This window comes from Nocardioides sp. Z30_9, assembly GCF_058215735.1.
This window is the reverse complement of sequence record NZ_JBZAJF010000001.1, coordinates 350,054-364,041: the sequence shown is the minus strand read 5'-3', so window position 1 is coordinate 364,041 and position 13,988 is coordinate 350,054. Positions and strand designations below refer to the sequence as shown.

The 13,988-nt window shown below is 68.3% G+C and carries 17 protein-coding genes and 1 riboswitch; of the genes, 10 read left to right on the top strand and 7 right to left on the bottom strand.

Annotated elements, in window-relative coordinates; genetic code table 11:
* The first annotated feature begins 126 nt into the window (after nt 1-126).
* A riboswitch (guanidine-III (ykkC-III) riboswitch) is annotated at nt 127-191 on the top strand.
* 11 nt (nt 192-202) lie between these two features.
* Nucleotides 203-517 carry a DMT family transporter gene (locus AC4BGB_RS01825; protein ID WP_490544258.1) on the top strand — a complete coding sequence of 105 codons (315 nt, stop codon included), beginning with the start codon at nt 203-205 and terminating at the stop codon, nt 515-517.
* Here the strand turns inward: AC4BGB_RS01825 and AC4BGB_RS01820 are convergent.
* Genes AC4BGB_RS01820 through AC4BGB_RS01805 form a run of 4 tightly spaced genes read right to left on the bottom strand, consistent with a single transcriptional unit; the run spans nt 501 to nt 3,665 of the window.
* Entirely contained in the window at nt 501-1,430 is a 930-nt protein-coding gene (locus tag AC4BGB_RS01820; protein ID WP_490544257.1) for a COX15/CtaA family protein, read from the bottom strand. The genes AC4BGB_RS01825 and AC4BGB_RS01820 overlap by 17 nt on opposite strands.
* A 2-nt stretch (nt 1,431-1,432) precedes the next feature.
* Nucleotides 1,433-2,203 (bottom strand): ABC transporter permease, encoded by a 771-nt coding sequence (locus tag AC4BGB_RS01815; RefSeq protein WP_490544256.1) that lies wholly within the window; start codon nt 2,201-2,203, stop codon nt 1,433-1,435.
* Nucleotides 2,200-3,138 carry an ABC transporter ATP-binding protein gene (locus AC4BGB_RS01810; protein WP_490544255.1) on the bottom strand — a complete coding sequence of 313 codons (939 nt, stop codon included), beginning with the start codon at nt 3,136-3,138 and terminating at the stop codon, nt 2,200-2,202. The genes AC4BGB_RS01815 and AC4BGB_RS01810 overlap by 4 nt, the downstream gene beginning before the upstream one ends.
* Before the next feature lie 23 nt (nt 3,139-3,161).
* Nucleotides 3,162-3,665 (bottom strand): mycothiol transferase, encoded by a 504-nt coding sequence (locus AC4BGB_RS01805; RefSeq protein WP_490544254.1) that lies wholly within the window; start codon nt 3,663-3,665, stop codon nt 3,162-3,164.
* Between the two features lie 100 nt (nt 3,666-3,765).
* On the opposite strand from AC4BGB_RS01805, the gene AC4BGB_RS01800 reads away from it, so the two are divergent.
* The 8 genes from AC4BGB_RS01800 (at nt 3,766) to AC4BGB_RS01765 (ending at nt 10,532) form a co-directional block, all read left to right on the top strand.
* A complete protein-coding gene (locus tag AC4BGB_RS01800; RefSeq protein ID WP_490544253.1) occupies nt 3,766-4,482 on the top strand; it encodes a helix-turn-helix transcriptional regulator in 717 nt (238 codons plus the stop codon).
* Entirely contained in the window at nt 4,479-5,897 is a 1,419-nt protein-coding gene (gene sufB, locus AC4BGB_RS01795) for a Fe-S cluster assembly protein SufB (protein ID WP_490544252.1), read from the top strand. Before AC4BGB_RS01800 ends, sufB begins: the two co-directional genes overlap by 4 nt.
* 154 nt (nt 5,898-6,051) lie before the next feature.
* Nucleotides 6,052-7,209, top strand: a complete 1,158-nt coding sequence (gene sufD / locus AC4BGB_RS01790; protein WP_490544251.1) for a Fe-S cluster assembly protein SufD — start codon at nt 6,052-6,054, stop codon at nt 7,207-7,209.
* Nucleotides 7,209-7,532: a non-heme iron oxygenase ferredoxin subunit gene (locus AC4BGB_RS01785; protein WP_490544250.1), complete on the top strand. Its 324-nt coding sequence runs from the start codon at nt 7,209-7,211 to the stop codon at nt 7,530-7,532. Before sufD ends, AC4BGB_RS01785 begins: the two co-directional genes overlap by 1 nt.
* Nucleotides 7,533-7,561: 29 nt before the next feature.
* Nucleotides 7,562-8,320 carry a Fe-S cluster assembly ATPase SufC gene (gene sufC, locus AC4BGB_RS01780; protein WP_490544249.1) on the top strand — a complete coding sequence of 253 codons (759 nt, stop codon included), beginning with the start codon at nt 7,562-7,564 and terminating at the stop codon, nt 8,318-8,320.
* A gap of 129 nt (nt 8,321-8,449) precedes the next feature.
* On the top strand, nt 8,450-9,703 hold the full coding sequence (locus tag AC4BGB_RS01775) for a cysteine desulfurase (protein ID WP_490544248.1): 1,254 nt from the start codon (nt 8,450-8,452) through the stop codon (nt 9,701-9,703).
* Nucleotides 9,703-10,161 carry a Fe-S cluster assembly sulfur transfer protein SufU gene (gene sufU / locus AC4BGB_RS01770; protein WP_490544247.1) on the top strand — a complete coding sequence of 153 codons (459 nt, stop codon included), beginning with the start codon at nt 9,703-9,705 and terminating at the stop codon, nt 10,159-10,161. Before AC4BGB_RS01775 ends, sufU begins: the two co-directional genes overlap by 1 nt.
* The gene (locus tag AC4BGB_RS01765) at nt 10,158-10,532 is read left to right on the top strand and encodes a metal-sulfur cluster assembly factor (RefSeq protein ID WP_490544246.1); all 375 of its coding nucleotides are present in this window, start codon (nt 10,158-10,160) and stop codon (nt 10,530-10,532) included. The genes sufU and AC4BGB_RS01765 overlap by 4 nt, the downstream gene beginning before the upstream one ends.
* A gap of 402 nt (nt 10,533-10,934) precedes the next feature.
* Here AC4BGB_RS01765 and AC4BGB_RS01760 read toward each other — a convergent pair whose 3' ends face one another.
* Both AC4BGB_RS01760 and AC4BGB_RS01755 read right to left on the bottom strand, forming a co-directional pair.
* Nucleotides 10,935-11,444: a cupin domain-containing protein gene (locus AC4BGB_RS01760; protein ID WP_490544245.1), complete on the bottom strand. Its 510-nt coding sequence runs from the start codon at nt 11,442-11,444 to the stop codon at nt 10,935-10,937.
* Nucleotides 11,445-11,719: 275 nt separating this feature from the next.
* Nucleotides 11,720-12,271, bottom strand: coding sequence for a TetR/AcrR family transcriptional regulator (locus AC4BGB_RS01755; protein ID WP_490544244.1), 552 nt, complete (start codon nt 12,269-12,271; stop codon nt 11,720-11,722).
* A gap of 80 nt (nt 12,272-12,351) precedes the next feature.
* Between AC4BGB_RS01755 and AC4BGB_RS01750 the strand changes: the two genes are divergently transcribed.
* Entirely contained in the window at nt 12,352-13,299 is a 948-nt protein-coding gene (locus tag AC4BGB_RS01750; RefSeq protein ID WP_490544243.1) for an alpha/beta hydrolase, read from the top strand.
* A gap of 136 nt (nt 13,300-13,435) precedes the next feature.
* Here the strand turns inward: AC4BGB_RS01750 and AC4BGB_RS01745 are convergent, their stop codons facing one another.
* Nucleotides 13,436-13,846 (bottom strand): VOC family protein, encoded by a 411-nt coding sequence (locus AC4BGB_RS01745; RefSeq protein ID WP_490544242.1) that lies wholly within the window; start codon nt 13,844-13,846, stop codon nt 13,436-13,438.
* Nucleotides 13,847-13,988 lie beyond the last annotated feature (142 nt).

The window sequence follows — 13,988 nt, the reverse complement described above, 5'->3', positions numbered from 1 at the left end:
CTCGCTGTCCTGGGAACCCGCGCGGCCCAGTGAGGTCGCAACGGGCCACATTTCACCACAGCGTGGGCGCGGTGACAGGCCGAACGATCGAGGTGTCGCGAGGACCTGTGCCGCCACGTAGCCTTGGGCGCGAGCCGCACCGGCTCACCGGACGAGGGAGCCGTACCCGGAACGCGACAAGACGGCCTGGATGGAGCTCCCCATGGCATGGCTGGTCCTTGTTCTCTCCGGTGTCCTCGAGGCCGTCTGGGCCGTGGCCCTCGGCAAGTCCGAGGGGTTCTCCCGGCTGACGCCGTCAGTGGTGTTCCTGGTCGCGATCGGCGCCAGCATGGCGGGACTCGCCTACGCGATGCGGACGCTGCCCATCGGCACGGCGTACGCCGTGTGGGTCGGCATCGGCGCCGCGCTCACGGTCGCCTTCGGGATGGCCACCGGGGACGAGTCCTTCTCGGTGGTCAAGGTGCTGCTGCTGGTCGGCCTGGTCGGGTGCGTGGTCGGGCTCAAGCTCGCGCACTGATCTCGTCCGCGCGGGCCGAGCGGGACTCGCGGACGTCGATCACCGCCCACGTGACTGCTGCCGAGAGCACCGCCGCGCCGAGCAGGTGCAGGCCGACGAGGATCTCCGGGAGGTCGGTGAAGTACTGCACGAAGCCGACCGCGCCCTGGGCGAGCTCGACCAGGAGCAGGGTCCAGGTGGCCCGGCTGCGGTGCAGGAGCAGCAGCGCCACCGAGAGCCCGACGAGCAGGAACACGGCGTCGGCGTGCAGCTGGGAGAGCTGCAGCGGGTCGAGGCCGTTGCGCGGCACGTCGAGGTCGCCGGCGTGCGGTCCCGAGCCGGTCACCACGGTGCCGAGGTAGAGGACCACCCAGGCCACGGCGTACGTCGCCCAGGCGATCGCGACGTGCCGGGACTGGCCCGGGACGGGGTCGGGCGCGGGATGGTCGATCCGGCGCAGGTAGAGCACGGCGAGGCTGATCATCGCCATCGACACCAGCAGGTGCAGCGAGACCACCCAGGGGTTCAGGTCGGTGAGCACGGTGATGCCCCCGACGACCGCCTGCGCGGGGATGCCGAGCCCGAGCCATAAGGCGAACAGGCGCAGGTCGCGCCGGCCCGACTGCCAGGCGCTGATGAACGTGGCGATCGCGATCGCCGCCAGCGCGAAGGTCAGCATCCGGTTGCCGAACTCCACCGCGGAGTGGAAGTCCAGGGCGCCGTGCGGGGTGAACGACTCCTCGGTGCACCGCGGCCAAGTGGGGCAGCCCAGCCCCGAGGCGGTCAGGCGGACCGCGCCGCCGGTGACCACGATGGCGATGTTGGCGAACAGCGTCGCGAACCCGAGCCGGCGCAGCCACGCGGGTGTGCCCAGCCCGGTCGGGTCCCCGGCGGAGCGGGCCGGTTCGGTGACGAGGTCCTGCTTCAAGGTCATTCTCATTCCCACTTGAACGTTCTGGCGGTCAGCGCCGTGCCGATCCCCGCCCACACGAGGAGGACCAGCAGCGCCGCCCAGTCGACGGTCCCTGTCCAGAATGCCTCACGGAGTCCCTCACCCAGCGCGCCGGAGGGGAGCAGCTGGGTGAGGCCGCCGAAGGCGCCGTACGCCGAGGCGGGGAGCACGACGGCACCGCCTGCCATCAGCAGCAGGTAGACCAGGTTGGCGGCGGCCAGGGTGGCCTCGGCGCGCAGCACGCCCGCCACGAACAGGCCGAGCGCCGCGAAGGCGGCCGTCCCCGCCACGATCATCAGAAGCGGCGCGAGCACGCTCAGGTGCGGGTCCCAGCCCATCACCAGGGCGACCGCCGTGATCACCGTCACCTGGAGCAGCTCGACCAGCAGCAGGGCGCCGACCTTGCCCAGCAGCAGGCCGGAACGGGGGAGCGGTGAGGACCCCAGCCGCTTGATCACCCCGTAACGCCGCTCGAAGCCGGTGGCGATGGCCAGCGAGGTGAACGCGGTGGACATCACCGCGAGGGCCAGGACACCGGGGGCGAACACGTCGATGGGCTCGCGGGTGAAGGACAGGTCGAGGTGCCTGGACCCGAGCACGCCGCCGACGAGCACGATCACCGGGATCACGACGGCGAGCAGCAGCTGCTCGCCGTTGCGCAGCATCAGCCGCGACTCCATCGACGCCTGCGCCAGCACCTGGCGGGGCAGGGGTGCCGCGCCCGGTCGCGGGGTGAACATCCCGGTCGCGCTCATGTGGTCAGCTCCCGGCCGGTCAGCTCCAAGAAGGCGTCCTCGAGGTTGCGCTGGCCGAGCTGGAGGGACTCGGGCAGCACCCCGTGCTGCTCGCACCAGGCCGAGACGGTGGCCAGGGTGGTGCTGTCGGCGGGTCCGGTGATCAGCAGGCTGACGTCGCTGATGGTGCGCACGTCGAGGCCGCGGCCCAGCGCGCCCTGGAGCAGCGCCGGCGCCCCGTCGGGGAACGGCTTGGTGACCACGAGCCGGATCGTGGAGGTCCCGCCCCGGGTGAGCTCGAGCGGCGTGCCGGAGGCGATCATCCGGCCGTGGTCGATGATGTGGATCCGGTCGGCGAGCCGCTCCGCCTCGTCCATGTGGTGGGTGGTCAGCACGACGGTGACCCCGTCGGTGCGCATCTCCTGGAGCAGCTCCCACGTCGTACGCCGGGCCGCGGGGTCCATCCCGGCCGTGGGCTCGTCGACGAAGACCAGCTCGGGCCGCCCGACCACCGCCAGGGCGAGCTTCAGCCGCTGCTGCTGGCCGCCCGAGAGTCGCCGGTAGGGGGTGCGGCCACACTCGCCGAGGCCGAGGCGCTCGGCGAGGAGGTCGACGTCGAGGGGGTGCGCGTGCAACCGGGAGACGTGCGTGAGCATCTCCATGGCCCGCACGCCCGACCAGGCCCCGCCGTCCTGGAGCATCACCCCGATCCGGGGGAGCAGCTCGCGGCGCTGCCGCTGGGGGTCGAGGCCCAGGACGGAGACCGAGCCGGACTGCGCCTTGCGGTAGCCCTCGCAGGTCTCCAGCGTGGTGGTCTTGCCGGCGCCGTTGGGTCCGAGGACCGCGGTGATCGTGTGTCGGTCCACGACGAGGTCGAGGTGGTCGACGGCCACCTTGTCTCCGTAGCGCATCACCAGTCCCTCGACCGCAACCGCGGCGGTGGGGGAAGAAGGCACTCCTGGATTCTACGGAGCGTTGCTCACGGGACCGGCAGGCCCTTGACGTAGGCGGCCTGGCCGAGGTGCTGCAGGCAGTCGCCGAGCACGCTGACCAGCCGGACCCCGGCCGTGACCGGGGGGTTCCAGCTCCGGTCGACGACCCGGTCCAGCTCGTCGGCATCGACCCGGGAGACGTAGTCGAGCGAGAGCTGGTGCACCTCGGCGTGGTAGTCGACGAGGTCCTGGAGGTTCTCGACCCGGACGAGGTCGACCTGCTCGGAGGAGTGCCCGTAGCCGATGTCGTGGGGCTCCAGGGGGAGGTCGAGCCGGTCGGCCCAGCCGGAGTGCCAGGCCTGCTGCGTGCCGGCGAGACCGGCGACGTGGTCGTCCTGGACCCGGGCGGTGTGCCACAGCAGCCACACGATCGGGTTGCCGGTTCCGCCGGGGCGGTACCGGGCCGCAGCGGGGTCCAGGTCGGAGGCGACGTCGACGTAGAGCTCACGGACGCGTCCGAAGTGGTCGGCCAGCAGGTCTGAGGTCTTCATGCCCCGACGTTACGACGGGGGTCGGCGGCCCGACAGGCCCCGATCGAGGTAAGGGTCACCTTATTTGAAAGGGCCTCCGTATTAAAGGCACACTGACGTTGTGGAAATCGCCGGACCGCTCCCCAGTGAGCAGACCCAGGTCGACCAGCCCACGCGTGAGCGTGTGGTGCGGTCGGTCATGGTCAACGGTCCCTCCACCGCCGCAGCACTGGCCAAGCGTCTCGAGCTCACCCCGGCCGCCGTACGCCGCCACCTCGACCACCTGATCGAGGAGGGCACCCTGGAGGCCCGGGAACCACGGGCCACCGCCGTACGCGGGCGTGGTCGCCCGGCCAAGGTCTTCGCGCTGACCGCGGCGGGCCGTGACCGGCTCGACCAGGCCTACGACGACCTGGCCGCGCAGGCGATCCGCTTCCTCGCCGAGACGGGGGGAGCGGAGGCCGTCCGGCTGTTCGCCGAGCGGCGGGCCAACAAGATCGAGCAGGGCTTCGACCGGCTGCTCGCGGACCGTCCCGACCTCGACCCGGTCGAGGCACTGGCCATGGTGTTCACCGACCAGGGCTACGCCGCCGCTGTGCGCAACAGTCCCGTCGGGGAGCAGCTGTGCCAGCAGCACTGCCCGGTCTCCCACGTCGCCCACGAGTTCCCGGAGCTGTGCGAGGCCGAGACGGCCGCCATCAGCCGGATGCTCGGCGGTCGTCACGTCCAACGCCTCGCGACCATCGCCCACGGCGACGGCGTGTGCACCACCTGCATTCCTGCCATCAGCACCACCCACAGCAAGGCCACACCAAGCAAGGAGAGGGTCACCCGATGACTTCGATCGAAGAGCTGAACCCGTCACTGAAGGGGATCGGCCGCTACGAGTTCGGCTGGGCCGACAAGAACGACGTGGGTGCCAACGCCACGCGCGGCCTGAACGAGGACGTGGTGCGCAACATCTCCATGCTGAAGAACGAGCCGCAGTGGATGCTCGACCTGCGCCTGAAGGGCCTCAAGCTCTTCGGCCGCAAGCCGCTGCCGAAGTGGGGCTCGGACCTGTCGACGATCGACTTCGACAACATCAAGTACTTCGTCCGCTCGACCGAGAAGCAGGCCCAGACCTGGGACGACCTTCCCGCGGACATCAAGAACACCTACGACAAGCTCGGCATCCCCGAGGCCGAGAAGGCCCGCCTGGTCTCCGGTGTCGCCGCGCAGTACGAGTCCGAGGTCGTCTACCACGCGATCAACGAGGAGCTCGAGGCCCAGGGCGTGCTGTTCCTGGACACCGACACCGCGCTCAAGGAGCACCCGGAGATCTTCCAGGAGTACTTCGGCACCGTGATCCCGGTCGGTGACAACAAGTTCTCCGCGCTGAACTCCGCGGTGTGGTCGGGCGGCTCGTTCATCTACGTCCCCAAGGGCGTCCACGTCGAGATCCCGCTGCAGGCCTACTTCCGGATCAACACCGAGAACATGGGCCAGTTCGAGCGCACGCTGATCATCGCCGACGAGGACTCCTACGTGCACTACGTGGAGGGCTGCACCGCGCCGATCTACAGCTCGGACTCGCTGCACTCCGCGGTCGTGGAGATCATCGTGAAGAAGGGCGCCCGCGTCCGCTACACGACGATCCAGAACTGGTCGAACAACGTCTACAACCTCGTCACCAAGCGCGCCACCTGCGAGGCCGGCGCGACGATGGAGTGGGTCGACGGCAACATCGGCTCCAAGGTCACGATGAAGTACCCCGCCGTCTACCTGATGGGCGAGCACGCCAAAGGCGAGACGCTCTCCATCGCCTTCGCAGGCGAGGGCCAGCACCAGGACGCCGGCGCCAAGATGGTGCACGCCGCCCCGAACACCTCGAGCTCGATCCTGAGCAAGTCGGTGGCCCGCGGCGGTGGGCGTACGTCGTACCGCGGCCTGATCCAGATCAACGAGGGTGCTCACGGCTCCAAGAGCAACGTGCTGTGCGACGCCCTGCTGGTCGACCAGATCAGCCGCTCCGACACTTACCCCTACGTCGACATCCGTGAGGACGACGTCTCCATGGGTCACGAGGCCAGCGTCTCCAAGGTCTCCGACGACCAGCTGTTCTACCTGATGTCGCGAGGCATGGAGCAGGACGAGGCGATGGCGATGATCGTGCGTGGCTTCGTCGAGCCGATCGCCAAGGAGCTGCCGATGGAGTACGCCCTCGAGCTGAACCGGCTGATCGAGCTGCAGATGGAGGGGGCAGTGGGCTGAGCGCTCTGCGCTCTGCCCACATGCGGGCTCGTGCTCGCCTGGCGGCTCGCACTCGTCAGCTCGGCTCTGTGCCGGTCTCACCATTGCCAGACATGTTGAACTAGGAAAGTAGATCGTGACTCTTACTGAATCATCTGTGCGCGACGCGCTCGAGATGCCTGCTGAGAAGGTGCTCAGCCACCTGCACCCGGAGGGGTCCTTCGACCTCGCCGACCACGACGTCCCGACGGGGCGCGAGGAGGTGTGGCGGTTCACGCCGCTCAAGCGTCTCCGCGGGATCCACGCCGATGCGCCGCTGGACGGCCACTCCTTCGAGATCGCGGTCTCCGCGGCCGACGGCGTGGTCGCCGGCCAGGTCGGCGTCGACCACGAGTCCCGCGGCACCTCCGGCCTGGTCCCCCCGGACCGGGTCAGTGCCCGTGCCTGGGCCGCTGCGGACTCGGTGTTCCTGGTCGACGTCCCCAAGGACCACGTCGGTGACGCGGCCACTACGGTGACGCTCACCGGCACCGGCAACGACGTCGCCTCGGCGGGCCACCTGGTGGTCCGTGCGGGCGCCTTCTCCAAGTCCACCGTGGTGCTGAGGTTCCTCGGCACCGCCACCCTGGTCGAGAACGTCGAGATCGTCGTCGGCGACGGCGCCGAACTCACGCTCGTCACCGTGCAGGACTGGGACGACGAGGCCGTGCACCACTCCACCCAGCACGCCAAGGTCGGCCGCGACGCCAACCTGCGCCACGTCGCCGTCTCCTTCGGTGGCGACCTGGTCCGCCACGACGCGACCGCCGAGTTCTCCGCTCCCGGCGGCTCGGTGGAGATGCTCGGTCTGTACTTCGCCGACGGTGGTGGCGACTCGCGTGGCCAGCACATCGAGCACCGCCTGTTCGTGGACCACAACCAGCCGCACACCAAGAGCAACGTGGTCTACAAGGGCGCCCTGCAGGGCGAGGGTGCGCACGCCGTGTGGATCGGCAACGTCCTGATCCGCAAGGTCGCCGAGGGCATCGAGACCTACGAGGAGAACCGCAACCTGGTGCTCACCGACGGCTGCCAGGCCGACTCCGTGCCCAACCTGGAGATCGAGACCGGCGAGATCCTCGGAGCTGGGCACGCCTCGGCCACGGGCCGGTTCGACGACAACCAGCTGTTCTACCTGCGCTCGCGCGGGATCGAGGAGTCCGAGGCCCGCCGCCTGGTGGTGCACGGGTTCTTCATCGACCTGATCCACAAGATCGGCGTGCCCGAGCTCGAGGAGCAGCTGGTCAGCACCGTCGAGGCGGAGCTCGAGAAGAACGTGCACAGGATCCTCTGATGGCCTTCACCCGCGCGTGCTCGCTCGCCGAGCTCGTCGACAGCGAGCCGTTCAAGGCAGAGGTCGACGGCCACTCCGTGGCCGTGGTCCGTCACGGCGGCGAGGTCTTCGCCATCGAGGACGAGTGCAGCCACGCAGCCGTGCCGCTGTCCGAGGGCGAGGTGGAGGACCTCACGATCGAGTGCTTCCTGCACGGCTCGTGCTTCGACCTGCGCACCGGCAAGCCGACCGGGCCTCCGGCGACCGATCCCGTCCCTGTCTTCCCCGTGCAGATCGACGGCGACGACGTACTCATCGACATCGACACGCCCCTCGCGGGCTGACCCGACTTTCCACGAACAAGGAGCAACACATGGCAACGCTGGACATCAAGGACCTGCACGTCTCGGTGGATACCGAGGACGGCCCCAAGGAGATCCTCAAGGGGGTCGACCTGACGATCAACGAGGGCGAGACCCACGCGATCATGGGCCCCAACGGGTCCGGCAAGTCCACTCTGGCCTACTCCATCGCCGGGCACCCGAAGTACACCGTGACGCAGGGCTCGATCACCCTCGACGGCGTTGACGTGCTCTCGATGAGCGTGGACGAGCGCGCCCGCGCCGGCCTGTTCCTCGCGATGCAGTACCCCGTCGAGGTCCCCGGCGTCTCGGTGTCGAACTTCCTGCGCACCGCCAAGACCGCCATCTCCGGCGAGGCCCCCAAGCTCCGCACGTGGGTCAAGGACGTCAACGCGGCGATGGACCGGGTCCACATGGACAAGGCGTTCGCCACCCGCAACGTCAACGAGGGCTTCTCCGGTGGTGAGAAGAAGCGCCACGAGGTCGTCCAGCTCGAGCTGCTCGACCCCAAGGTCGCGGTGCTCGACGAGACCGACTCCGGCCTGGACATCGACGCGCTCAAGATCGTCTCCGAGGGCGTGAACCGCTTCAAGGAGTCCGGCGACAAGGGCGTGCTGCTGATCACGCACTACACCCGCATCCTGCGCTACATCACCCCCGACTTCGTGCACGTCTTCGTCGACGGGCGCATGGTCGAGCAGGGCGGCCCCGAGCTGGCCGACCAGCTCGAGGCCGAGGGCTACGACAAGTACCAGTCGGCGCTGCGATAAGCGGCGCTGGGCTGCGTTGTCGTCACTCGACGGCCCGCTTCGCTCAAAGGCCGCCTTCGCTCCTCCGCCTTGCCCCGCACCACCTCTCACAACGCCGACAGCGACAATGATGGAAAGGAAGTCCGGTTGATGGAAGGGCTACTGCCCGGTCTGGAAGTCATCCGCAAGGACTTCCCGATCCTGGAGCGCCGGATGAGCGGTGACCTGCCGCTCGTCTACCTCGACAGCGCCAACACCTCCCAGAAGCCGCAGTGCGTGATCGACGCGATGGTCGACCACCTCGAGCACCACAACGCCAACGTGGCCCGGGCGATGCACCAGCTCGGTGCGGAGTCCTCGGCGGCCTTCGAGGAGGCCCGCGACAAGGTCGCGGCGTTCCTCAACGCGCCCTCGCGCGACGAGGTGATCTTCACCAAGAACGCCACCGAGGCGCTGAACCTGGTCGCCAACACGATGGCCTGGGCCGGCCCGCTGGAGGTGAAGGCCGGGGACCGGGTGGTGATCACCGAGATGGAGCACCACTCCAACATCGTCCCGTGGCAGCTGCTCACCGAGCGCAAGGGTGCCGAGCTGCGCTGGTTCGGGCTCACCGAGGACGGCCAGCTCGACCTGTCGAACATCGACGAGCTGATCACGCCGGCGACCAAGGTCGTCGCGCTCACCTGGGTCTCGAACATGCTCGGCACGATCAACCCGGTCGCCGAGATCGCCCGCCGTGCCCATGAGGTGGGTGCTGTGGTCGTCGTGGACGCCTCCCAGGCGGCCCCGCAGCTGCCGGTGGACGTGCAGGCCGTCGACGCCGACTTCCTCGCCTTCACCGCTCACAAGGTCACCGGCCCGACCGGTATCGGAGTGCTCTGGGGCAAGGCGGAGCTGCTCGGGCAGCTCCCGCCGTTCCTCGGCGGTGGCGAGATGATCACCACCGTGACGATGGAGAAGTCGGCCTACGCCGCCATCCCGCACCGCTTCGAGGCGGGCACCCCGCCGATCGTGGAGGCGGTCGGCCTCGGCGCCGCCGTCGACTACCTGCGCGAGATCGGCCTGGACAACATCCACCGCCACGAGCAGGCGATCACCGGCTACCTGCTCGAGGGGCTCGCCACCGTCGGCGGGGTCTCGGTGATGGGTCCGCTCGACCCGACGATGCGCGGGGGAGCGGTGTCCTTCGAGATCGAGGGCGTCCACCCGCACGACGTCGCCCAGACGCTGGACGCCCGCGGGATCGCCGTACGCGCCGGTCACCACTGCGCCAAGCCCGCGCACAAGCGGTACGGCGTGCAGAGCTCGACCCGCGCCTCGTCGTACCTCTACACGACACCTGGCGAGATCGACGCCCTGATCGAGGGAATCAACTACACCAAGAAGTACTTCAAGGTGACGTGATGGATCTCGACAGCCTCTACCAGGAAATCATCCTCGACCACTACCGGAACCCGCACCATGCAGGCCTGCGGGACCCGTTCGGGGCCGAGGTGCACCACGTCAACCCCACCTGCGGCGACGAGATCACGCTGCGCGTCCAGCTCGAGGGCGAGCCGGGCGCCGAGACCGTCACCGACGTGTCCTACGACGCGGAGGGCTGCTCGATCAGCCAGGCCGCGACCTCCGTGATGGCCGACCTCGTGATCGGTCAACCGGTCACCAAGGCCCTCGCGACGCACGAGGCCTTCGTCGAGCTGATGCACGGCCGTGGCAAGGTCGAGCCCGACGAAGAGGTGCTCGAGGACGGCATCGCGTTCGCCGGTGTCGCCCAGTTTCCCGCACGCATCAAGTGCGCCCTGCTCTCCTGGATGGCGTTCAAGGACGCCACTGCCCAGGTCATCACCAAGGAGGACTCATGACCGAGACAGCCAACCACGACGACCTGCCCGAGGTTCCCGAGGCAACCGGTGTCGGCACCGCCACCGCGAGCCGTGACGATGTCTTCGAGGCGATGAAGGACGTCGTCGACCCCGAGCTGGGCATCAACGTGGTCGACCTCGGCCTGGTCTACGACGTGCACCTGGACGAGCACTCCAACGCCGTGCTCGACATGACGCTGACCTCGGCGGCCTGCCCGCTGACCGACGTGATCCAGGACCAGACCAACACGGCCCTCGAGGGCCTCGTCGGCGATGTCACGATCAACTGGGTCTGGATGCCGCCGTGGGGTCCGGACAAGATCACCGACGACGGCCGCGAGCAGCTCCGGGCACTGGGCTTCAACGTCTGAGCTCGCCTGCGCGATAGCGTCGGTGCTCGTGGATGATCGCAACGATCATGGCCAGTCCCGATGTGCCGTCAAGGAACCCTGAACCGTTCATGCCTGGCACCCTCTTCGAGGTCAGGAGGTGGTGGACCAGCTCGTGCAACGTGTGTCTCGCGATCCAGCCCACCGAGCGGGTCTGGGTGGTGGGAAAAGTACTCCAGCGGCGACCAGACGTCGGGCTCGCTTCTTGAGCGCAGCGCCCGGCTGGAGGTTCGTCTCGTGACTGACGCAATGTGCGCAGCCTGGAGTTCGATCTCGCTGGCAAGCTGAGGTTGCTCAACTGTGGCGTAGACAAAATGGCACCCAAGGCATTGGTCCACCGCAGGGATGCCGGGGGTGTTCGGCCGTTCGGATCGCCCGCGACGACTACAGCATTGAGTTCAGCCCGTAGCGCTGCACCAGGTCAGGAATCCAGTCCATCTGGCCCACCTGGCCCCCAACGCCGTACCGGTCGTCGAGGGCATCCATCTCGGCCGGGTCGGGTTCTCCGGGGTTTGCGAGTACAGAGGCCAACTCGCGAAAGAACATCTCGAACCCTGCAGGCGAGATGATCTCGAGAAGGCGAGCCGGCTGATCTGTGGGGTTCCAGAAGGTATGCGGTATGCCACGGGGCTTCAGCACGTATGACCCTGGCCCTGCGGTCAACTCCTGGTCGCCGATTCGAACCCCGATCTCGCCCTCAAGGACGTAGGAGTACTCATCCTCCCGCTCATGCACGTGTGGAATCACGAGCGTGCGAGCCTCGACAGGGTGCTCCACGACTGAGAAGGCACCACCTGTCTCGTTTCCCTCGATCTTGAACACGACTCCCAGGCCGGCGCCGATCTGCAGCTGCTCGCCATCCTCGGGGCTGATCGACAGGCGCTCCGGCTCCATGTCCACGCCTCCTCTCGATCGGAAAAGATGGCTCCACCCCTTGCCGGCCCGACAAGTCCGGTAGCTCGGCCGGGGGGACCGACAGGTTCTCTCCCGAGAGTAGGACCGAATAGGGATACCTGAAAGGGCAGGCGAGAACCGCTTCGTGACAGCAAGCCAACTCGTGAGGTTGCTCGTCGGTTGGCCGGCGGGGCATCAGCGACACCCACCGCGCCAAAGGGCAAGCGCACTTCGCGGCACTACCGGACGTTGGCGCATGCCGAGCGAAAGGTGAGCTACCCGCTCCGGTCTCCGCGAGGGCGGGCAAGTAGTGCGATGATCTCGCGTCGGCTTGGCCCCGTGTGTGGGTGCATGAGGAGTCCTTCGACGACGAAGGCGCCGATCCGGTTCATTGCGGCCAGGTCAGCCTCGGCTACGCCGACTCCGCGGAAACCGCTGGCCATCAGCGAGTCCATCAGGTCGTGGAAGTTCTTGTGCCAGGTCTCGATGGTGGGCGAGGTCGAGGCTCTTGCGTGGACGTCCGTGACGAGGCGGTTGTACTGGTCGAGCTGCTCGACCGCCCACAGCACCTGGTCGACCCAGGGCTCGTCGGCATGGAGTGACGCGGCCGCCAGTGACTCGCTGAGAAGGTGGTCGAGCACGCCGACGAGAAGGGCGTCCTTGTCCTCGAAGTACCAGTAGATCGTGTTCGTCGTGACTCCGGCGCTTGCTGCGACCTTGGCCATGGAGGTGTGGTCGTAGCCGGCCTCGGTGAACAGGCCGGCGGCTGCGTCGATGATCTCGGCGCGTTTCTCCTCGCGGTCCTGCGGCCGGCGGTTACGAGGCATGGGTCACCTTATCTTGACTGCTGTTCAAGAGCAGGCGAGCCTTTCTCGCATTCCGTTCAAGAACTACGCCGGGAGGCCCCGTGCCCAACTCCTCTGAGCTCCCGTTCACCACCTCGGAGCAGACATTCCGCTCCGAGGGGACGACGTGCGCGGCGCGGGTCTATCGTCCCGTCGGCGATCCCTCGGCCGCGGATGAGCGCAGGCCGGTCATCGTGATGGGTCACGGTTTCGGCGGGGTCCGGGCGCTGCGGCTCTACGCCTATGCCGAGCGTTTCGTCGCCGCCGGTTATCTGGTCGTGGTCTTCGACTACCGCGGGTTCGGGGAGAGCGAAGGCAGCCCCCGGCAGCTGCTCGACGTCGGCATGCAGCTTCAGGACTGGCGATCCGCGCTGAGCTTCGCCCGCGCACTGCCGGGCGCCGACCCGGAGCGGCTCATCGCGTGGGGCACCTCGTTCGGAGGTGGGCACGTCATCACCCTGGCGGGGCAGGGCGAGAGGCTCGCCGCGATCATCGCCCAGGTCCCGCACGTCAGCGGTCCCGCAGCCGTGCGGGCGACTGGCCTGTTACCAGCTATGCGTCTCATGCGCCCAGCAGTGCTCGATCAGGTCGCGGCGTTGCTCCGACGACCTCCTGTCTACGTCGAGGCCGTGGGGGAGCCCGGCACGACCGCCGTGATGACCACCCCGGACGCCGCGCCGGGTCTCGCGCGTCAGATCGACGCGTCCGGTCTGGTCGAGGACGACTACCCCGCCTACGTCGCAGCCCGGGTCACTCTCAAGATCGGCCTCTACTCGCCAGGCAGGCACGCAGCTCGCGTGAGCTGCCCGGCGCTGGTCCAGATCGCCGCCCACGACGCCGTCACCCCACGCCCAGTCGCCGAGAGAGCCGCAGCCAAGATGCCCCAGTCGACCGTGCACGTGTACGACTGCGGGCACTTCGACCCTTACGTGGAACCACACTTCGACCAGGTGGTGTCCGACCAGCTCGACTTCCTGCGCGCCCAGGTCCCGGCACCCGGTCGCGACTGAGGGGGCCGGCCGGACGTCGCACGTCGGCATGTCCGCGCGGATCGCGGCAGATGCGGACACTGAAGCGCTCGTAGGCGAAGGAGTGACGCGCGTGTTGCGCCCGGGTGACATGCACGGCGGCGTCAGAGCTAGACCGTCAGTCCGTGGCGAGTTGCCACAGGTGACCATCTGGGTCGGCGACGACGGCGGTGTAGCCCCACGGCTGGCGATCTGGTTCGGCCACGACCCCGCCGCCCCCGGACACCGCGAGGAGAGACCAGGATCGGACCTCCTCTTCGCTGGCTGCTGCTCGGCTCAGCAAGACCTCGACTTGACCGGGTCCGGCGACTTGGTGATCGTCCCCGACCACCCACGCAAAACCACCTGTGGGGATCAGCATCAGGCCTGTGCGGTCGTTGAGCACGAACTGCAACGGCTCCGGCTCACCGTCGTCTTGGGGTTCGCCCGAAGGATCCTGCCCGAGGAACGTTCGGTAGAACGCCGACGATGCTGGTCGGTCGGCGATGGGCAGGCTCACCGTGATCGACTGTGCGGCGGGGTCCGGCATCAGCACGTTCCTTCTGGTCTGGTGTCGTTGGTCCATCGGTAGGGACCGCGACCGGGTTCAATCGTCATCGAAGAGTTGAGAGCTGCCTTCACGGCACCGCTCTCTTTGCTGTGGTGCGGGGAACGTTCGCCCATCGACAGGA